At 42.7% G+C, this 20,811-nt stretch carries 15 protein-coding genes and 3 tRNA genes; 4 read left to right on the plus strand and 14 right to left on the minus strand.

Going from position 1 to position 20,811, the window contains the following annotated elements:
* Positions 1-335 precede the first annotated feature (335 nt).
* The 12 genes from rpoC to IUZ65_RS15855 form a co-directional block, all read right to left on the minus strand.
* Entirely contained in the window at positions 336-4,541 is a 4,206-nt protein-coding gene (gene rpoC / locus IUZ65_RS15800; protein ID WP_195704619.1) for a DNA-directed RNA polymerase subunit beta', read from the minus strand.
* 120 nt (positions 4,542-4,661) lie between these two features.
* Complete coding sequence (gene rpoB, locus IUZ65_RS15805; protein WP_195704620.1) at positions 4,662-8,690, minus strand: DNA-directed RNA polymerase subunit beta; 4,029 nt, start codon at positions 8,688-8,690, stop codon at positions 4,662-4,664.
* A gap of 239 nt (positions 8,691-8,929) precedes the next feature.
* Positions 8,930-9,295, minus strand: a complete 366-nt coding sequence (gene rplL / locus IUZ65_RS15810; RefSeq protein WP_195704621.1) for a 50S ribosomal protein L7/L12 — start codon at positions 9,293-9,295, stop codon at positions 8,930-8,932.
* A gap of 57 nt (positions 9,296-9,352) precedes the next feature.
* On the minus strand, positions 9,353-9,847 hold the full coding sequence (rplJ, locus tag IUZ65_RS15815; RefSeq protein ID WP_195704622.1) for a 50S ribosomal protein L10: 495 nt from the start codon (positions 9,845-9,847) through the stop codon (positions 9,353-9,355).
* Between the two features lie 334 nt (positions 9,848-10,181).
* A complete protein-coding gene (gene rplA / locus IUZ65_RS15820) occupies positions 10,182-10,886 on the minus strand; it encodes a 50S ribosomal protein L1 (RefSeq protein ID WP_195704623.1) in 705 nt (234 codons plus the stop codon).
* Between the two features lie 4 nt (positions 10,887-10,890).
* A complete protein-coding gene (gene rplK, locus IUZ65_RS15825) occupies positions 10,891-11,319 on the minus strand; it encodes a 50S ribosomal protein L11 (protein WP_195704624.1) in 429 nt (142 codons plus the stop codon).
* A gap of 131 nt (positions 11,320-11,450) precedes the next feature.
* Complete coding sequence (gene nusG / locus IUZ65_RS15830; RefSeq protein WP_195704625.1) at positions 11,451-11,999, minus strand: transcription termination/antitermination protein NusG; 549 nt, start codon at positions 11,997-11,999, stop codon at positions 11,451-11,453.
* A gap of 12 nt (positions 12,000-12,011) precedes the next feature.
* The gene (gene secE / locus IUZ65_RS15835; RefSeq protein WP_195704626.1) at positions 12,012-12,389 is read right to left on the minus strand and encodes a preprotein translocase subunit SecE; all 378 of its coding nucleotides are present in this window, start codon (positions 12,387-12,389) and stop codon (positions 12,012-12,014) included.
* 227 nt (positions 12,390-12,616) lie between these two features.
* The gene (gene tuf / locus IUZ65_RS15840) at positions 12,617-13,801 is read right to left on the minus strand and encodes an elongation factor Tu (RefSeq protein WP_195704512.1); all 1,185 of its coding nucleotides are present in this window, start codon (positions 13,799-13,801) and stop codon (positions 12,617-12,619) included.
* Positions 13,802-14,007: 206 nt separating this feature from the next.
* Positions 14,008-14,082, minus strand: a tRNA-Gly gene (locus IUZ65_RS15845).
* Between the two features lie 34 nt (positions 14,083-14,116).
* A tRNA-Tyr gene (locus tag IUZ65_RS15850) sits at positions 14,117-14,201 on the minus strand.
* Between the two features lie 26 nt (positions 14,202-14,227).
* Positions 14,228-14,303 (minus strand) — tRNA-Thr (locus IUZ65_RS15855).
* Positions 14,304-14,510: 207 nt separating this feature from the next.
* On the opposite strand from IUZ65_RS15855, the gene coaA reads away from it, so the two are divergent.
* A complete protein-coding gene (gene coaA, locus IUZ65_RS15860; protein WP_195704627.1) occupies positions 14,511-15,434 on the plus strand; it encodes a type I pantothenate kinase in 924 nt (307 codons plus the stop codon).
* A gap of 48 nt (positions 15,435-15,482) precedes the next feature.
* Here coaA and birA read toward each other — a convergent pair whose 3' ends face one another.
* Together birA and murB are read right to left on the minus strand one after the other, a co-directional pair.
* Positions 15,483-16,436 (minus strand): bifunctional biotin--[acetyl-CoA-carboxylase] ligase/biotin operon repressor BirA, encoded by a 954-nt coding sequence (birA, locus tag IUZ65_RS15865; protein WP_195704628.1) that lies wholly within the window; start codon positions 16,434-16,436, stop codon positions 15,483-15,485.
* Entirely contained in the window at positions 16,437-17,477 is a 1,041-nt protein-coding gene (murB, locus tag IUZ65_RS15870) for a UDP-N-acetylmuramate dehydrogenase (protein WP_195704629.1), read from the minus strand.
* 65 nt (positions 17,478-17,542) lie between these two features.
* Here murB and IUZ65_RS15875 point away from each other — a divergent pair, with 65 nt between their 5' ends.
* From IUZ65_RS15875 to IUZ65_RS15885, 3 genes are all read left to right on the plus strand, one after another.
* Positions 17,543-17,968, plus strand: coding sequence for a GNAT family N-acetyltransferase (locus IUZ65_RS15875; RefSeq protein WP_195704630.1), 426 nt, complete (start codon positions 17,543-17,545; stop codon positions 17,966-17,968).
* 220 nt (positions 17,969-18,188) lie between these two features.
* Positions 18,189-19,529: a CDP-diacylglycerol--serine O-phosphatidyltransferase gene (pssA, locus tag IUZ65_RS15880; RefSeq protein WP_195704631.1), complete on the plus strand. Its 1,341-nt coding sequence runs from the start codon at positions 18,189-18,191 to the stop codon at positions 19,527-19,529.
* A gap of 95 nt (positions 19,530-19,624) precedes the next feature.
* Positions 19,625-20,660 (plus strand): IS630 family transposase gene (locus tag IUZ65_RS15885; protein ID WP_195704632.1). Its coding sequence is split into 2 segments (ribosomal slippage): positions 19,625-20,083 and positions 20,085-20,660, totalling 1,035 coding nucleotides; the frame shifts between segments, so codons are not numbered across the junction.
* The last annotated feature ends 151 nt before the right edge of the window (positions 20,661-20,811 follow it).

The raw sequence follows: 20,811 nt of genomic DNA on the forward strand, positions 1-20,811 counted from the left end.
TCACTCGCTACCATGCTCTGGCGTGGTAATGCATATCAAAGCTAATGAAACTCTCGTAATGGACTATAAACAAGAACATCAAACTGCATGATGTTATGTTTGACTGTTCATTTTAAGTTCGGTATTCGTTATCACGGAGGACCGTGGTAACGAGAGTTTTAAGTATAAATATGCGCTCCAGCAATAGTTTGTTAGAAACATAGCTATTATGATTGTGATATCCAAACTCATGGACAATATACGGATAATAACTTCTACAAAATATATTCAAATCAGTGCATTACAGGCACAAAAAAAGCACCCGAAGGTGCTTTTTAATAAGGCTTAGTTAATGCTTACTCTTCTGAAGAAAAGCCTGCATTAAGAAGTGCCGCTAGATTGTCTGTTGCTTGTTCAGCAGATGGTGCTTCTGGACCACCGCCTGCACGTAGCTTTTGACGCTCTTGGTGATACGCAAAACCAGTACCAGCTGGAATCAAACGACCAACAATAACGTTCTCTTTCAGACCACGTAACTCATCACGCTTACCAGAAACTGCCGCTTCTGTTAGTACGCGAGTCGTTTCCTGGAACGAAGCTGCAGAGATGAATGATTCAGTTGCTAGTGATGCTTTCGTAATACCTAGTAGCTCACGTTCAAAACGTGCAGGTTCTTTACCTTCAGCTTCTAGAGCACGGTTAGCAATCTTAACATTAGCAAATTCAACCTGCTCGCCAACAAGGAACTCAGAGTCACCCTTGAATGTGATAGTACATTTGCGAAGCATCTGACGAACGATAGTTTCAATGTGCTTATCGTTAATCTTAACCCCTTGCAGACGATATACTTCTTGTACTTCGTTTGCGATGTAAGAGGTTACTGCTCGGATACCACGTAAACGTAAGATATCATGCGGTGTTTCTGGACCATCAGCGATAACATCACCGCGTTCGATCTTCTCGCCTTCAAATACGTTCAACTGGCGATGCTTGGCTATCATCTCTTCGTAATGCTCACCACCATCTCTAGTGATAATCAAACGACGCTTACCTTTTGTCTCTTTACCGAACGACACAGTACCTGTGTGCTCTGCAAGAATCGCAGGCTCTTTAGGCTTACGAGCTTCAAATAGGTCAGCAACGCGAGGAAGACCACCGGTGATATCTTTGTTTCCACTCGATTTCTGAGGGATACGAGATAACGTGTCACCGATACCAACTTCTGCACCATCTTCGATTTGTACAATCGCTTTACCTGGTAAGAAGTAGTGAGCTGGCATATCAGTACCAGGAATCATTACATCTTTACCTTTCGCATCAACAAGTTTGATAGCTGGACGCATATCTTTACCTGCTGTAGAGCGAGCGGCTGGGTCAGTTACTTCACTTGAAGAAAGACCGGTTAGATCATCCGTTTGACGAGTAACAGTCACACCATCAATCATATCCACATATTGGATACGACCAGCCACTTCAGTGATGATTGGCATTGTGTGCGCTTCCCAGTTAGCGACGATGTCACCAGCTGTAACGTCTTGATCGTTCTTCTTACTTAGCATCGAACCATAAGGAAGTTTGTGCTTCTCTTTCGTACGGCCAAACTCATCAATGATAGTAAGTTCAGATGCACGAGAGGTAATAACCAATTTGTCATCTTTATTGATAACAAATTTAGCGTTATGAAGCTTCACTACACCCGTAGTCTTAGCTTGAATGCTGTTCTCTGCTGCTGCCGTTGATGCAGCACCACCAATGTGGAACGTACGCATTGTAAGCTGTGTACCCGGCTCACCGATAGACTGAGCAGCAATAACACCTACTGCCTCGCCTTGGTTCACTAGGTGACCACGTGCTAGGTCACGACCATAACATTGTGCACAACAACCGAAGTCTGCATCACAGGTAACTACTGAGCGCACTTTCATGCTATCTACAGAGTTTTCTTCCATGATTTGACACCACTTCTCATCAATCAGAGTATTACGTGGGATCAGTACATCATCAGTACCTGGTTTTTGTACATCTTCAGCAACCACACGACCAAGAGCCAACTCTGAAAGTGCAACTTTAACGTCACCACCTTCAATGTGAGGCATCATGTCGATACCTTCGTGAGTGCCACAATCGTGGTCATGAACAACAACATCTTGAGCAACGTCGACTAAACGACGAGTCAAGTAACCGGAGTTTGCTGTTTTCAATGCTGTATCCGCTAGACCCTTACGAGCCCCGTGCGTTGAGATAAAGTACTGAAGTACGTTCAAGCCTTCTTTAAAGTTTGCGGTGATTGGCGTTTCGATGATTGAACCATCTGGACGAGCCATCAAACCACGCATACCTGCAAGCTGACGAATCTGTGCAGCAGAACCACGAGCACCGGAGTCAGCCATCATATAGATGCTGTTAAACGATTCTTGTTGTTCTTCTTTACCGTCACTATTAATCACTGTTTCAAAAGAAAGGTTATCCATCATTGCTTTCGCAACGCGATCATTGGTAGATGCCCAAATATCGATAACTTTGTTGTAACGCTCACCAGCAGTAACAAGACCTGATTGGAACTGTTCCTGAATTTCGCGAACTTCTTCTTCTGCAGCAGAGATTTCAGTGTACTTAGCGTCAGGAACAACCATATCGTTGATACCAACAGAAACACCAGAAAGTGCAGCGTATGCAAAACCTGTGTACATAATTTGGTCAGCAAAGATTACTGTATCTTTAAGACCAAGCTTACGGTATGCCTCGTTCAAAAGGGTAGAAATCTGTTTCTTACCAAGCTTTTGGTTAACAAGACTGAATGGTAGACCAGTAGGAACGATATTCCACAGCATTGCACGACCAACCGTCGTATCAACCATACTAGTGTTCGTCGTTCTGTCACCATCTTCATCTACAACTGTTTCAGTGATACGAACTTTAACGCGAGCGTGCAGTTCAGCAGACTTAGTACGGTATGCTTTCTCAGCTTCAGCTGGTCCAGCAAGGTACATGCCCTCACCTTTAACGTTGATCTTGTCACGAGTCATGTAATAAAGACCCAATACCACATCCTGAGAAGGTACGATAATAGGGTCACCTGACGCTGGCGACAGAATGTTATTCGTCGACATCATCAGTGTACGTGCTTCAAGTTGAGCTTCCAGAGTTAGAGGTACGTGTACCGCCATCTGGTCACCATCGAAGTCAGCGTTATATGCCGCACACACAAGTGGGTGTAGCTGAATCGCTTTACCTTCGATTAGTACTGGTTCAAACGCTTGAATACCTAGACGGTGAAGTGTCGGTGCGCGGTTTAGCAATACTGGGTGTTCACGAATAACGTCATCTAGGATATCCCAAACGATCGCTTCTTCGCGCTCTACCATTTTCTTAGCTGCTTTGATCGTCGTTGCCATGCCACGAGTTTCTAGCTTGCTGTAGATAAACGGTTTAAATAACTCAAGTGCCATCTTCTTAGGAAGACCACACTGGTGTAGACGTAAATATGGACCAACTGTGATTACAGAACGGCCAGAATAGTCAACACGTTTACCTAACAGGTTTTGACGGAAACGACCCTGTTTACCCTTGATCATATCAGCAAGAGATTTCAGAGGACGTTTATTAGAACCCGTAATTGCACGACCACGACGGCCGTTATCTAGAAGCGCATCGACAGACTCTTGCAGCATACGTTTTTCGTTACGTACAATGATGTCCGGAGCAGCTAACTCTAGTAGACGCTTCAAGCGGTTGTTACGGTTAATCACACGACGGTATAGGTCGTTAAGATCAGACGTTGCAAAGCGACCGCCATCTAGTGGTACTAGAGGACGTAGATCTGGTGGCAAAACTGGAAGAACCGTTAAGATCATCCATTGCGGGTTGTTACCAGACGTGATAAATGCTTCAACAAGCTTCAGGCGCTTAGTGATTTTTTTACGCTTAGTTTCTGAGTTAGTCGTCTCAAGTTCTTCGCGCATTTGTTCTGTTTCAGCGTGCAGGTCCATCGTTGAAAGCAGATCTTTGATCGCTTCCGCACCCATCTTCGCTGTGAACTCATCACCCCACTCTTCTAGACGATCAAGATACTCATCTTCTGTGAGCATTTGACCTTTTTCTAGATCAGTCATACCAGGTTCTGTCACTACGTACATTTCAAAATAAAGTACGCGTTCGATATCACGCAGTGGGATATCCATTAACAGACCGATACGAGACGGTAGTGATTTTAGGAACCAGATATGTGCAACTGGAGACGCAAGTTCAATGTGGCCCATACGGTCACGACGAACTTTAGTTTGTGTAACTTCAACGCCACACTTCTCACAGATAACACCACGGTGTTTTAGACGCTTATATTTGCCACAAAGACATTCGTAGTCTTTAACTGGTCCAAATATGCGCGCACAGAAAAGACCATCACGTTCTGGTTTGAACGTACGATAGTTGATCGTTTCAGGTTTCTTAACTTCACCAAAAGACCATGAACGAATCATGTCCGGTGAAGATAGACCGATTTTGATAGCATCAAATTCTTCGGTCTTATGCTGTGCTTTTAGAAAGTTTAATAAGTCTTTCACAATCAGCTCCTGTAAGGAGTTAAAAGGAACTCGCCAGATGGATTAACCATTCAATAGCGAGAACCTTTCTACCGATAATCCTGTTCCATCCCTATAAAGAGTTTTTATAGGGAAACTGGATTACTCTTCGTCTTCTAGCTCGATGTTGATACCTAGTGAGCGAATCTCTTTCAACAATACGTTGAACGATTCTGGCATACCAGGTTCCATGCTATGGTTTCCGTCTACGATGTTCTTATACATCTTAGTACGACCATTCACGTCATCGGACTTAACAGTCAACATTTCTTGTAGAGTGTAAGCAGCACCGTATGCTTCTAGTGCCCATACTTCCATCTCACCGAAACGCTGTCCACCGAACTGAGCTTTACCACCAAGTGGTTGCTGAGTTACGAGGCTGTAAGAACCAGTAGAACGTGCGTGCATCTTGTCATCAACAAGGTGGTTCAGTTTAAGCATATACATGTAACCTACGGTTACAGGACGCTCAAATTCGTCACCAGTACGGCCATCAAATAAACGCAACTGACCAGATTCTGGTAAGTCACCCAATTTCAACAGCTCTTTGATTGAAGATTCTGGAGCACCATCAAATACCGGAGTCGCAATAGGTAAACCACCACGTAGGTTTTGCACCAATGTACGAACTTCATCATCAGATAGAGCCGCAATGTCTACTGTCTGACGCGTTTCACCAAGATCATAAACCTTTTGCAGGAAGTTGCGGAACTGATGCAGTTCTTGTTGTTCCTTCAGCATTTGGTTGATCTTGTCACCGATACCTTTCGCAGCTAGACCCATATGAACTTCTAAGATCTGACCAATGTTCATACGAGACGGTACACCCAGTGGGTTAAGTACGATGTCAACAGGCTGACCTTTTTCATCGTAAGGCATGTCTTCAACAGGGTTAATCTTAGAGATTACACCCTTGTTACCGTGACGACCGGCCATCTTATCACCAGGTTGGATACGACGCTTAACCGCTAGATAAACTTTAACAATCTTAAGAACACCAGGTGCTAAATCATCACCTTGTGTAATCTTACGACGTTTGTTTTCAAACTTCTTATCGAAGTCTGCTTTAAGCTCGTCCCACTGCTCAGCAAGTTGCTCAAGCAATGATTGAAGCTCATCATCTTCTAGTGTTTGTTCTAGCCACTGTTTACGGTGAATAGAATCTAGCTTAGCTTCAGAGTAACCGCCTGAAACAAGTACAGCTCTAACACGAGCAAGTAGACCACCTTCAAGAATTTCAAACTCTTCAGTAAGGTCTTTCTTCGCTTCTTTAAGCTGCATTTGTTCAATTTCTAGTGCACGCTTATCTTTCTCAACGCCGTCACGAGTGAAGACTTGAACATCGATAATCGTACCTGAAACAGAGTTTGGTACACGTAGTGACGTATCTTTAACATCGGATGCTTTTTCACCAAAGATAGCTCGTAAGAGTTTCTCTTCAGGAGTTAGCTGAGTTTCACCTTTAGGTGTCACTTTACCAACTAGGATGTCACCACCCTTCACTTCAGCACCAATATAAACGATACCTGACTCGTCTAGTTTAGACAGAGCAGATTCACCTACGTTTGGAATATCCGCAGTGATCTCTTCAGATCCCAGCTTAGTATCACGTGCCACACAAGATAGCTCTTGAATGTGGATAGTCGTGAAACGGTCTTCCTGAACGACACGCTCAGAAACGAGGATTGAATCCTCAAAGTTATAACCGTTCCAAGGCATGAATGCCAAGCGAATATTTTGACCAAGCGCCAATTCACCAAGGTCGGTTGAAGGACCATCAGCAATTACGTCACCTTTTGCTACTGGTTCACCAGGTAGCACGGTTGGGCGTTGGTTAATACAAGTATTCTGGTTAGAACGCGTGTATTTAGTTAGGTTATAGATGTCGATACCGGCTTCGCCAGGTACCAATTCAATTTCATTAACCTTAACCACGATACGAGATGCGTCTACTGACTGAACAGTACCGCCACGTTTTGCTACCGCAGTAACACCGGAGTCAACCGCTACGTTACGCTCAATACCAGTACCTACAAGAGGCTTATCTGCGCGTAATGTTGGAACCGCCTGACGTTGCATGTTCGCACCCATTAGGGCACGGTTCGCATCATCGTGTTCTAGGAACGGGATAAGCGATGCAGCGACAGATACAACCTGGTTGGTTGCAACGTCCATGTAGTTAACTTGGTCACGTGGATGAAGACCAGATTCACCTTTCTGACGCGCCGTAACTAATTCTTCTCCGAAGGCATTAGTTTCAGTTAGCGTAGAGTTCGCCTGAGCGATGATGAATTGCCCTTCTTCAATAGCTGACAAGTAATCAACATCGGAAGTCACAATACCATCAACAACGCGACGGTAAGGGGTTTCTAGGAAACCAAAATCGTTACAGCGTGCAAACGCAGACAACGAGTTGATAAGACCGATGTTTGGACCTTCAGGCGTTTCAATCGGACATAAGCGACCGTAGTGAGTTACGTGAACATCACGTACTTCAAAACCTGCGCGTTCACGAGTAAGACCACCAGGACCCAATGCAGAGATACGACGTTTATGCGTCACTTCTGATAACGGGTTGTTCTGATCCATAAACTGTGAAAGCTGTGAAGAGCCAAAGAATTCTTTAACAGCTGCAGAAATAGGCTTAGCGTTGATAAGGTCTTGCGGCATGATTGCATCAAGGTCACCAAGGCTTAAACGTTCTTTCACTGCACGCTCAACACGTACTAAACCAACACGGAATTGGTTTTCAGCCATTTCGCCTACGCTTCGTATACGACGGTTTCCTAAGTGGTCGATATCGTCCACTACACCTTTACCGTTACGAATGCCTATAAGCTTCTTCATTACTTCGATGATGTCGGTTTCGTCAAGGATACCTTGCTCGCCAGCATCTTCACGACCAATCGAACTGTTAAACTTCATACGACCAACAGTCGATAGATCATAACGTTCTACAGCGAAGAATAAGCTTTGGAATAAAGCTTCTGCCGCATCTTTTGTTGGTGGCTCACCAGGACGCATCATACGGTAGATTTCAACTAGCGCAGAAATACGGTCAACCGTGCTATCGACACGCAATGTGTCGGACATGAATGGACCGTGGTCTAGATCATTGGTGAACAGAACCTGTAAATGTTTGTGACCAGCTTGAGAAAGGTTAGCTAACGCTTCTAAGCTGATTTCTTGGTTCGCCGCAACGATAATCTCGCCAGTGTCTTCATTAATGTAATCTTTAGAAGAAACTTTACCAACGATGTACTCTACTGGTACTTCGATGGACTCAACGCCATCTTTTTCAAGATTGCGGATGTGACGAGCCGTAACGCGGCGACCTGTTTCGATGTAAGTCTTGCCATTCGCTTCTATATCAAAGTTTGCCGTCTCGCCACGCAGGCGTTCAGGGACCAACTCCATCATAAGAGTTTGGTCTTTCACTTCGAAGTTCACTTTGTCGAAGAAGATATCAAGGATCTCTTCTGTCGTCTTTTGCAGTGCACGAAGAATGATAGAAGCAGGCAGTTTACGACGACGGTCGATACGTACGTATAAATTATCCTTAGGATCGAACTCAAAGTCTAACCATGAGCCACGGTAAGGAATAACACGTGCGTTATATAAAACTTTACCTGATGAGTGGGTTTTACCCTTATCGCTGTCGAAGAACACACCTGGGCTTCGATGCAGCTGGGATACGATAACCCTCTCAGTACCATTAATTACAAAGGTACCATTATCAGTCATTAATGGGATCTCACCCATGTAAACTTCTTGTTCTTTAATGTCTTTTACGGTACCTGCTGGTGCATCTCTATCAAACACAACAAGGCGCAATTTTACGCGCAATGGTTTTGAATAAGTTACACCACGAATTTGACATTCTTTAACATCAAAAACTGGTTCACCAAGACGGTAGCTAACGTATTGCAGCTCAGAATTGCCGTTATAGCTCTGAATAGGAAATACAGAACGAAAAGCGGCTTCAAGACCGTGTTGTCCTTCAGGATCCTGTTCGATAAATTTATCGAAGGAATCAAGCTGGATTGATAGCAAATATGGAATGTCCAAAACTTGTGGACGAGTACCAAAATCCTTACGGATGCGCTTTTTCTCGGTATAAGAGTAAACCATGGGGTTCCTCAGCTCGCTGATAAGTGACCCAATCTACCCAATCATTTTCTAAACGAAAAGAGCGGGGCAGTACTAGCAACTGTTTACTGTAGACCCTATGCAAGCTGACTTACATAGCGGTTTTTTGCTTGAATATTGGTATCTAAACAGCAGGAAAATTCACCAATACCCTACAGCGCAAAAAGGCCGGTGGTTATAAAACCACCAGCCATCAGCCTTTCGGCTAAGCTAAGTAATTATTACTTAACTTCAACAGTTGCACCAGCTTCTTCTAGAGTAGCTTTCAGTGTTTCTGCTTCTTCTTTAGATACAGCTTCTTTAACAGCAGCAGGAGCGCTATCAACTAGGCCCTTAGCTTCTTTAAGGCCTAGACCTGTAGCAGCACGTACTGCTTTGATTACAGATACTTTATTTCCGCCAATAGCAGTAAGCATCACATCAAATTCAGTTTGCTCTTCTGCAACTTCAGCAGCAGCGCCACCAGCAACAACAGCTGCTGCAGCAGAAACGCCGAATTTTTCTTCCATAGCTTCGATAAGCTCTACAACTTGCATTACAGACATTTCTGCAACTGCATCTAGGATTTGCTCGTTAGTAATAGACATAACAATTCTCTTTTAAGTCAACAATTAGTTTATTTTGCAATCAGTACAAAGTGAGGCTTATGCCGCAACTTCTTCTTTCTGATCGCGAACAGCAGCGATTGTACGTACCAGCTTGCCAGCTGAAGCTTCTTTCATGCACATCATTAGGCGTGCGATAGCTTCGTCGTAAGTTGGTAGTGTCGCCAATACATTAGCGTCAGTAACTACGCCTTCAAATGCAGCAGCTTTGATCTCAAAATCTTTATTCTCTTTCGCGAAATCTTTAAAGATACGCGCAGCAGCACCTGGGTGCTCGTTAGAGAATGCGATCAAAGTTGGACCTACGAATACGTCTTGTAGACATTCGTAAGCTGTGCCTTCTACAGCGCGACGTGCTAGTGTGTTGCGAACAACTCTCATGTAAACACCCGCTTCACGAGCTTGTTTACGTAGAGTAGTCATCGCGCCAACAGTAACGCCACGAGAGTCAGCTACAACTGCAGAAAGTGCATCACCGGCTGCTTCGTTGACTTCAGCAACAATTGCTTTTTTGTCTTGAAGGTTTAAAGCCATCTTGGATTTACTCCTGGTTGTCGTTACACCACCCAATATTCATAAATAGATATCGGGAGTTAATACGGTGCATTCCCAGATAAAAGCCAATCGAAATAAAATTGACTTTCTTCGGTTCGGGCACCGTCTACGTAGGTAGACATTAAGTTTCAAATATAAAATTCAAAACGCCTACGGTCTTGGACGGAGACTGCGATAGCGAGGTATTTCAACGTTTCTCTCAAACAAATAATAAAATTTGCTCAATAAAACCACTAAAATGACCTTTAAAACGCAGTCCCAACCACAAATTAAATAGGCGCGGAATTATACATGAATTCCGCGCCTATGCAAATTAGCTTGCTACAGTGTTCAGGCTAGTTTGATCAACCGCAACACCAGCACCCATCGTTGTAGAGATGCTAACTTTCTGTAAGAAAACACCCTTCGCAGAAGATGGCTTCGCTTTCTTAAGTGCAACTAGAAGAGCTTCTAAGTTCTCTTGTAGTTGAGCAGTTTCGAAAGAGGCTTTACCAATAGTAGTATGGATAATGCCGTTCTTATCGTTACGATAGCGAACCTGACCTGCTTTAGCATTTTTAACTGCTTGTGCAACGTTAGGAGTTACAGTACCAACCTTAGGGTTTGGCATAAGACCGCGTGGACCTAGGATTGTACCTAGTTGTCCAACAACGCGCATTGCATCCGGAGAAGCAACAACAACGTCAAAGTCCATAACGCCTTTTTTAACTTGCTCAGCAAGATCTTCCATACCTACGATATCTGCGCCGGCTTCTTTAGCCGCTTCAGCGTTAGCACCTTGAGTGAACACTGCAACGCGAATGTCACGGCCAGTACCGTGCGGTAGCACAGTTGCGCCACGTACGTTTTGGTCAGATTTACGAGCGTCAATACCAAGATTAACAGCTACGTCTACACTTTCTACAAACTTAGCTGTTGCTAGTTCTTTAAGAAGAGCGATTGCTTCGTTGATTTCGTATTGCTTAGTTACGTCAACTTTGTCGCGTATTACGCGCATGCGTTTAGTTAGTTTTGCCATAATCTTAACCCTCTACCACTAGGCCCATTGAACGAGCAGTACCTGCGATAGAACGTTTCATTGCTTCAACGTCAGCGCCAGTCATATCTGCAGCTTTTGTTTCTGCAATTTCTTGCAGCTGAGCGTCAGTTACAGTACCAACTTTCTCAGTATTTGGACGACCAGAACCAGACTTAACGCCAGCTGCTTTCTTAAGAAGAACAGCTGCCGGTGGAGTCTTAGTTTCGAACGTGAAAGAACGGTCGCTGTATACAGAGATAACAACTGGGATCGGTAGACCTTTCTCAACAGATTCTGTTTTTGCGTTAAACGCTTTACAGAATTCCATGATGTTCACACCGTGTTGTCCTAGAGCAGGACCTACTGGTGGACTTGGGTTCGCCATACCTGCTGCAACTTGCAGCTTGATATAAGCTTCAACTTTCTTAGCCATGATATTTCCTAATGCTTGGGTTCAAACGCTAATCTATTGATCAGCTCCCCGCTTTTTTAATAATAACCTGTAAAAAGGCGCGAAATTATAATCAGATTTCGCGCCTTACACAAGTATAAAAAGATGTTTTTTTAATCAAGTTTCTCAACTTGACCAAATTCAAGCTCAACTGGTGTTGCACGACCAAAGATCGAAACAGACACTTTAATGCGGCTTTTCTCATAATCTGCTTCTTCAACGGTACCGTTAAAGTCTGCAAATGGACCATCGTTAACACGTACCACTTCACCAGGTTCAAACATAGTCTTAGGACGAGGAGCTTCGCTCGCTTGTTCTAGACGGTTCAAAATGGCGTCAGCTTCTTTGTCAGTGATAGGAGCTGGACGGTCAGAAGTACCACCAATGAAGCCCATTACACGTGGAACGCTACGTACAAGGTGCCATGATTCATCGTTCATCAACATCTGAACGAGAACATAACCTGGGAAGAATTTGCGTTCACTTTTGCGGCGTTGGCCAGCACGCATTTCAACTACTTCTTCTGTAGGAACAAGAATTTCGCCGAAGTAATCTTCCATCGTGTGCATTTTTATATACTCACGAAGAGATTGAGCAACACGACCTTCATAGCCTGAAAAAGCCTGAACCACATACCAACGTTTTTTTGGAGCTTCACTCATGAATTAAAACCCTCATGCACCAGTAACTAAGGCAACTAGACGAACCATAATGCCGTCAATTCCCCAAAGTATTAAAGCCATAATAATACATACGACCAAAACGATTAGTGTTGTTTGCATAGTCTCTTGGCGCGTAGGCCAAACTACCTTACGAACTTCCATACGAGATTCGCGTGCAAAACTAATCGCTGTTTTACCTTTTGCTGTAGTTGCAGACACACCAAGAGCTGCTGCGATTAAAACAACGACTCCTGCTACGCGTAATACAACCGACATTTCACCATACAGGTAATTACCCACTACAGCAGCGGCTAGCAGAGCAAAAGCGATAATCCACTTAAATGTATCTGCTGCACTTGAGCTATTAGGAGTTTCAGCATTTGCGTTCATAAAACCAACCCGTTACAAGTCTTAACTATAGACGACAACAACCCCGCTGCTGCAGGGCTCATTCTTAATACATCAAAAAAACTAATGCACCGATCAGCCAAGATACACATCTTGACTCGAAAATTCTTTGTTTTTCAACAAGATCGACATAAAAACAGCCAACCCTTTTTTCATGTGCTTAAAAAGGGCATCAAATGATGCCCTTTTTACTAGCCGTTCGTCAAATCTTATTCGAAGATTTTAGCAACAACACCAGCACCAACAGTACGACCACCTTCACGAATCGCGAAGCGTAGACCGTCATCCATTGCGATTGGAGCAATTAGCTCAACCGTCATTTGGATGTTGTCACCTGGCATTACCATCTCTACACCTTCCGGCAAAGTGATGTCGCCTGTTACGTCCGTTGTACGGAAGTAAAACTGTGGACGGTAACCTTTGAAGAATGGAGTATGACGACCACCTTCATCTTTAGAAAGAACGTAAACTTCTGATTCAAACTTCGTATGAGGAGTGATTGAATTTGGAGCCGCCAATACTTGACCGCGCTCTACGTCTTCACGTTTTGTACCACGTAGTAAAGCACCAACGTTCTCGCCTGCACGACCTTCGTCAAGCAGTTTACGGAACATTTCAACACCAGTACAAGTCGTAGTAGTTGTCTCTTTGATACCAACGATAACAACTTCGTCACCAACTTTTAGGATACCACGTTCGATACGACCCGTTACTACTGTACCACGACCTTGAATTGAGAATACATCTTCAATTGGTAGTAGGAACGGTAGATCCACTGCACGCTCTGGCATTGGGATATAGTTGTCTAGCGCTTCTGCTAGCTCAATGATCTTATCTTCCCACTCTTTCTCACCGTTAAGTGCGCCTAGAGCTGAACCTTGGATTACTGGAAGATCGTCACCTGGGTATTCGTATTCAGAAAGAAGTTCACGAACTTCCATCTCTACTAGTTCTAGTAGTTCTTCATCATCAACCATGTCACATTTGTTCATGAATACGATGATGTAAGGGATACCAACCTGACGTCCAAGTAGGATGTGCTCACGAGTTTGTGGCATAGGGCCATCTGTCGCAGCTACTACTAGGATACCGCCGTCCATTTGCGCAGCACCAGTGATCATGTTTTTAACATAATCGGCGTGTCCTGGGCAATCTACGTGTGCGTAGTGACGTGCTGGTGTATCGTACTCAACGTGAGACGTTGCAATAGTGATACCGCGCTCACGCTCTTCTGGAGCGTTATCGATTGATGCGAAGTCTTTCGCTTCACCGCCGTACACTTTTGAAAGAGTAGTACAGATTGCAGCAGTTAGAGTTGTTTTACCGTGGTCAACGTGGCCAATAGTACCAACGTTTACGTGCGGTTTCGTACGTTCAAATTTTTCTTTAGACATGAGTTGTCCCTCTAGGTACGGATTTAGGTGGCTTTGATGACCACGCAACCAAAAAATATTGGTAATTAAACTTTCTTAATAACTAATAATATATCAAAAGGAGATACTTGCTTCAGAGTTGGTGCTGATACCCAAATTTCAATTGGGAATCTCACCTTTACCAAAGGTGTGCTCTATCGACTGAGCTGTAACTGCACTCAAATAGATGGAGCGTGCAGCGGGAATCGAACCCGCATCATCAGCTTGGAAGGCTGAGGTAATAGCCATTATACGATGCACGCACAAGTGACTCTGAGAGCTATTTCCTTAAGAATATGGTGGAGGGGGACGGATTCGAACCATCGAAGGCGGAGCCGGCAGATTTACAGTCTGCTCCCTTTGGCCACTCGGGAACCCCTCCAAAATTTCTCTTTCTTTAAAAGAAAGTGGTGCCGACTACCGGAATCGAACTGGTGACCTACTGATTACAAGTCAGTTGCTCTACCTACTGAGCTAAGTCGGCACATAAGTGGAGCGCATTTTATGGGATGATCTTTTCTCTTGCAATAGGAAATTTGAAATAAATGTGCTTTTCCTAAACTTTCTAGTTTTTAGACCACTTTTTACGCAGTCCAAAGTGTATAATCATCGATATGCAAGCTAAGTCGCTTGAATTCATTCTTAGTTAATGTATTTTCCTCTCTTCATTATCTGTTTATATCGAGTTTTTATGAGTCCTTTCATGTCTTTTGATCGCAACCATTGGGCAGAGCTGAGAAATTCAGTACCCATGACATTGTCTGAAGCCGACCTTAGAGAACTGCAAGGCATTAATGAAAAGCTGTCTATGCAAGAAGCAGTCGAGATTTATCTGCCTCTAACTCGACTACTCAATCTTTATATATCTGCTCGGCAAAGTAGAAATTCCGTGCTAAATCATTTTCTAAATAAAAAAGAACACTCTCCCCCTTTCATTATTGGGATCGCGGGTAGTGTTGCCGTCGGGAAAAGCACCACAGCACGCCTATTGAAAGCCCTTTTATCCAGATGGGAGATGCATCCAAGAGTTGAACTCATTACGACCGATGGATTTTTACTACCAAACAAAGTACTAAACGAGCGCGAAATAATGACCAGAAAGGGATTCCCAGAATCCTATGATATGAAAGGCCTTGTTCAGTTCGTTTCAGACATTAAAGCATGTAAGAGACATGTAGTTGCTCCGGTATACTCCCATATAACGTATGATATTACCGACGAAAAAAAGGTCGTTGACCTCCCTGACGTACTGATTATTGAAGGACTTAATGTACTGCAAAGCGGGATGGACTACCCCCATGACCCACATCGAGTCTTTGTTTCTGACTTCGTAGATTTTTCTATTTTTGTAGATGCAGAAGTTCATCAGATTAAGAAATGGTATGTAGAGCGATTTATGGAGTTTAGAAGAAGTGCGTTTAAAAAACCGGGTTCTTATTTTTCTCACTATACTTCTTTAACAGAGCAAGAGTCAGTCAATAAAGCAATGAGTATTTGGGACAGCATAAACGGAAAAAACTTGGCACAAAATATACTACCTACTAGAGAACGCGCTCATTTGATTCTTAAGAAAGGTGGCAATCACATGGTTGAAGAAGTTTTATTACGGAAATAGTCATTAAAACTAGCGTTTTTCGATAACGTTTAAACGCTAGTTGATTGGTTATTGTCTCAATGAAATTTCGCCACCTATATAGCTCTCTACGCCATTTTCGGTTTCAAGAAGTATCGCACCTTGATCATTGATACCTCTCACCGTCCCTTGTATTTCTCTATTGCCCATAATCAACCTAGCTGGGCGTCCAATGAAGTTATCTAGACGGTTCCATCTCTCAGTAATCCCATTCATTCCTTCAAATTCATAATTCTCTAATGTGGTATTCCAGGTATTGATAAGAGTTGCGACAAGTAGGTTCCGATTAGGTTGGCCACCAATGACCTGTGATAACGATGTCCATGGCTGATCAATACCTTCTATTGCTTCAGGCATATCTATATTCATCCCCATCCCAATAACTAGGTTCGCAGCGCCTCCGGCTTGTCCATTCATCTCAACTAAAATACCGGCCAATTTCTTATCTTGATAATAAAGGTCATTTGGCCATTTCAGCTTGATGCCATGTATTCCTATGGATTCCAAAGCTTCTACTATCGCGACACCGACAACGAGACTAAGTCCCACTGATGCCGCCATTCCGGCTTCCAAGCGCCAATACATCGACAAATAAATGTTGCTACCAAATGGAGATACCCACTGGCGACCTCGCCTACCACGGCCATTAGATTGATATTCAGCAATACACACCGAACCACTCTCAATCGCCTCTGTGTTATCGAGTAGGTATTGATTAGTTGATTCGATCACCGGGATGAGTTCGACTTTTTTAGATGTTAAATGTTCTATCGTGTTTTTATCTAAAAGTTGAATCGGTTTGGATAATCGGTAGCCTTTTCCTTGAACGCTATAAATGTCGAGCCCCCAAGACATAATACCTTTTATCTGTTTGCCAATAGCAGCCCGAGAAATACCCAACTCAGCCCCTAGTAATTCACCCGATACAAACTCTCCTAAAGAAAGAAGTTTTATTATCTTTAATTTTACACTGTGATCTTTCATCTATTCGCTAACCATTTTTTGTAAATAGGTTTCTTTTGTGGAACTATAAAATCGCACTTCATGCTCAAGTGATATTTGGTATTTATCTAAAACTTTGCTGCGAACTTTTGATGCCAGTTCAATAATATTGGCGGCTGTTGCATCACCCAAATTGATCAAGACTAGAGCTTGTTCATCATGGACTTGAGCACCACCAATACGGAACCCTTTTAGCCCACTCTGGTCGATCAACCATCCTGCAGCGACTTTCATACCATCGCCACTTGGATAAGCAACCAGTTCTGGAAATTGAAGAGATAACTGGTCAAATTTCTGCTGACTTATCACCGGGTTTTTGAAAAAACTACCTGCATTCCCCACCACATTAGGATCGGGTAATTTACTCAACCTCATGTTACACACTTCATCAAATATTCGCTTAGCTGTTAAGCCAACCTTAGGTAATACTCTTAAATTTCCGTAAGTTACAACGGGGCACCACTGCTTAAGTAGTTTAATACCAACAGACACTATGATGACTTTTTCGTATAACTCCTTTTTAAAAATTGAGTCTCTATATCCAAATTTACACTCGGTATTGTTTAATCGAGTGATCTCAAAAGAGTGCAGATCAAGCACATCAACGTATTCGCAGACATCTTTAAATTCTACGCCATATGCTCCTATATTTTGGATAGGTGCGGAGCCAGCACAACCAGGTATTAAGGCAAGATTTTCGAGACCATAATACCCTTGTTCAATTGACCACTCCACGAGGTTAGGCCAGTCTTCTCCACCATTTACATGTAGCTTCCAACCATTTTCTGTTTCTGACGCGTCTATACCAGACAATCGATTAATGATAACCACGCCTTCGAAATGACAGGTAAACAAGACATTACTTCCTTTGCCTAACAATAGTTTCGGCAACCCATTCCATTCTCTATTTTGATACACAAAAAGGAGGTCTTCTTGGGACTCGACAATAACCAGTACGTCGCATGTAACGTCCACACTGAAGGTATGGAATGATTTAAGATTGGCTTTTTTATGTATCTGCATGGCATTCGGAGATAAACTAGTAATAATAATATTCTACCCTATTGGCTCAATAAGCGCAGTTTTGAATGAATCGACTAGATATAAAAAAGCTAGACCCGTTATTGATACCTCTTGTGCAGAAGTTGTATAAGAAGCATTACAAATCAGGAAAAGCAAAGCGTGATGAATTGATATACGTTGCTTACTGTCAATCCGATCTTTGTGGTGTCGTACGTCTTAGAACTATAGACGAATGTCGTTTGCTTACAGGGATGTTAGTTATTCCTGAATATCGTAAAATGGGTATAGCGCATCTCATGATGAAGCACTGTATTAATGAGACACTAAACTCAGCCGACTACTGTTTCGCCTATGCTAATTTACAACCTTTTTACCATCAACACGGATTTGAACCGTTAAAAATTGAACATTTACCAGCATCGCTCAAACCGTTGTTCATGCGCTATTGTCAAAGTGGCAAAGATCTCATCCCTATGCGATTTTCTGTATAATCCTATTCTATGTCTTACTCGAAGGACTCTTGAGCCGTTAAAAGTGCATCTAACCCAAATTTCTCACAGACAAGATAAGAAAGAAGTGTCCAATCTCAATAACTTTCAATATCATTAACGATCACTTACCAAATAATGCAGTTAATATTAGCCACTTTATGGTTTCGTTTGGTAAAATCCGACCCTGATACTTTTTGATTTCTGAGGCAATTCACACTATATGATGGCGTTAAATAATCCGTTCAAACAGATGCCAACAATCGCTTTGGACCCAGAGCAGTTTGACGTGCTGCATACAGCAATAGCATTTAGAGAGTGTTTATTAAAACATATCCGTAATGCTCAACAGCGAATCTATATCGCGGCGCTGTATCTCGAAGATGATGACGCTGGTAGAGAGGTGCTAACCGCTATCTATCAAGCTAAGCAAAATAATCCTGAATTAGATATCGCTATATGTGTCGATTGGCACAGAGCGCAGAGAGGATTAATTGGTGCTGAGCAATCTGAGGGAAATGCTAGTTTTTACAAAGAATTTTCGGACAAGTATGAACAGAAAGTCCCTGTCTACGGCGTCCCTGTCCGTGGAAGAGAAGTATTTGGGGTTTTACATCTAAAAGGTTTCATCATTGATGACACAGTCATATACAGTGGTGCTAGCCTCAACAACATTTACCTCAATTTTAATGATAGGTATCGCTTTGACCGATACCACGTTATCAGGAATCAGTCTTTAGCGAATTCGATGGTCACCTTTATTCAAGATGACATGCTGTCTCATCCAGCAGTAAATAAACTCTGTAGCGACGATAAACCCAAGACAAAAGACATTAAATTAGCAATTAGACAATTCCGCTCTACCCTTGCACAATCTAGATATCAATTTCAGAATGAAGCTGTAAATAGTGATCAGGTTGCCATTACACCCTTAGTCGGCATAGGGAAGCGTCGTAATAGGCTAAATCTAAGGGTAAACCAGCTCATTGCATCTGCTAAAGAAGAAGTATTGATATGTACGCCTTATTTCAACTTTCCTAAAAGTGTTGCGAAAGAAGTTAAGAAAGCACTCAAGCGTGGCGTAAAAGTTACTATAGTCATCGGTGACAAAACAGCGAATGATTTTTATATCCCGCCAGAAGAAACGTTTAAAACAATCGCAGGCTTACCCTATCTGTATGAGATGAACCTTAGGCGATTCGCGAAAACTAACGAAGCAAATATGGCAAGTAGAAAACTATCTATACAGCTTTGGAAGCATGACAAAAATAGCTACCACCTAAAAGGGATTTGGGTTGATAAAACCCAGATGCTATTGACCGGGAATAATCTCAATCCAAGAGCTTGGAGTCTCGATCTGGAAAACGCACTGTTGATTCAGGACAAGCATCATCTTTTAACAGAAAAATTTGAAGCAGAATTTCAAAATATTCTAAAACATGCTGATTTGATCGGCAGCTACAAGCAATTAGAAAAACTTGATACTTATCCAATGGAGGTTCAAAAGCTCATTAGGAAAGTGACACGAGTTAAAGCTGACAGGGTACTTAAAAAGATTCTATAGATTTTAATAGAGAGCCTTCACTAGGCTCTCTATTATACCAATTAAAGTAAAAATATGATCTAATTGAGGCTACCTGAAACAAACTTATTATCACTATGAAAAGCCTCAATAATATCGACTTCAAAAAGCTTGCTAGTCAGCAAAAATCTATGCAGATGAAAATGCGTTTTTTGGCCTTGGCACACTTCAAAGACGGAGCTTCTAGAACCCAAATTGCAAAATCTCTTAAAGTGAGTAGAACCAGCGTGAATAAATGGGTTCAAATCTTTCTAGAAAAAGGTATCGATGGTTTCCAAGAAAAACCACGAACTGGAAGACCAGCATTTTTGACTCTGGCTCAACGTGAGCAACTCAGCCAATACATCAAAACAGAAGCTGAAAACTCATCAGGTGGTCGACTGACTGGCAGTGATATACACGCTTACATAATTAATAATTTCGATAAGCACTATCACCCAAACTCCATCTACTATCTGCTCGAGCATATGGGCTTTTCTTGGATAACGTCACGCTCAAAACACCCTAAACAATCGCCACAAGCTCAGGACGATTTTAAAAAAATTCAAAATTGAAACGATCCTCAAGATCCCTGGTCACATAAGGCTTGAGCACGTTGATGTTTGGTTTCAGGATGAAGCCAGATTCGGCCAGCAAAACACGACAACACGACTTTGGGCAGAACGAGGAACTCGGCCTCGAGTTGTGAAACAACAGCAATTTGAATACGCCTATCTGTTTGGTTCCGTTTGTCCCGCAAGAGGTATAGGTGAGGCAATGGTCGTCCCTTGGGTCAATAAAGATATTATGATTGAACACTTGAAACAGATATCTGAAATGACCCAAATTGGGCGTCATGCAGTGGTGATAATGGATGGTGCAGGATGGCATACCGAAGATATCGTTAACCAATTCGATAATGTCAGTATCATCAAACTTCCACCATATTCCCCGGAGTTGAATCCTATCGAGCAAGTTTGGAGTTGGCTACGACAACATTACCTCGCCAACCAAAGTTTTGAGCACTATGACGATATAGTTTCTCAAATATGCACCGCATGGAATGGCTTTTTAGAAAGCTCAAAGAGAGTCACGGAAATGTGTTCTAGAAGCTGGATAGACCTGACCAGTTAATTTTCCGGAATGGTATTAGGTATCCCCACCTAATACTATCAGTTCACAAGAAACACCCGTGTCCGAACGATGCTGAGGGATTTTTACCTCATAAAACACTCATCATCCCGGCAACTGTTCCTTGTGGGCTTTTCTACTAATAAGCTACAAG

Origin of the sequence: Vibrio sp. VB16 (assembly GCF_015594925.2) — a bacterium.
Classification (GTDB): domain Bacteria; phylum Pseudomonadota; class Gammaproteobacteria; order Enterobacterales; family Vibrionaceae; genus Vibrio.

Bases quoted from the DNA above. Each gene is read 5' to 3' on its own strand.
- murB (WP_195704629.1), bottom strand. From the start codon at position 17,477: ATGCAGATACATAAAAAAGCCAATCTTAAATCATTCCATACCTTCAGT.
- rpoB (WP_195704620.1), bottom strand. From the start codon at position 8,690: ATGGTTTACTCTTATACCGAGAAAAAGCGCATCCGTAAGGATTTTGGT.
- tuf (WP_195704512.1), bottom strand. From the start codon at position 13,801: ATGTCTAAAGAAAAATTTGAACGTACGAAACCGCACGTAAACGTTGGT.
- secE (WP_195704626.1), bottom strand. From the start codon at position 12,389: ATGAACGCAAATGCTGAAACTCCTAATAGCTCAAGTGCAGCAGATACA.
- nusG (WP_195704625.1), bottom strand. From the start codon at position 11,999: ATGAGTGAAGCTCCAAAAAAACGTTGGTATGTGGTTCAGGCTTTTTCA.
- rplK (WP_195704624.1), bottom strand. From the start codon at position 11,319: ATGGCTAAGAAAGTTGAAGCTTATATCAAGCTGCAAGTTGCAGCAGGT.
- pssA (WP_195704631.1), top strand. From the start codon at position 18,189: ATGATGGCGTTAAATAATCCGTTCAAACAGATGCCAACAATCGCTTTG.
- coaA (WP_195704627.1), top strand. From the start codon at position 14,511: ATGAGTCCTTTCATGTCTTTTGATCGCAACCATTGGGCAGAGCTGAGA.
- rplL (WP_195704621.1), bottom strand. From the start codon at position 9,295: ATGTCTATTACTAACGAGCAAATCCTAGATGCAGTTGCAGAAATGTCT.
- rplJ (WP_195704622.1), bottom strand. From the start codon at position 9,847: ATGGCTTTAAACCTTCAAGACAAAAAAGCAATTGTTGCTGAAGTCAAC.
- rplA (WP_195704623.1), bottom strand. From the start codon at position 10,886: ATGGCAAAACTAACTAAACGCATGCGCGTAATACGCGACAAAGTTGAC.
- birA (WP_195704628.1), bottom strand. From the start codon at position 16,436: ATGAAAGATCACAGTGTAAAATTAAAGATAATAAAACTTCTTTCTTTA.
- IUZ65_RS15875 (WP_195704630.1), top strand. From the start codon at position 17,543: ATGAATCGACTAGATATAAAAAAGCTAGACCCGTTATTGATACCTCTT.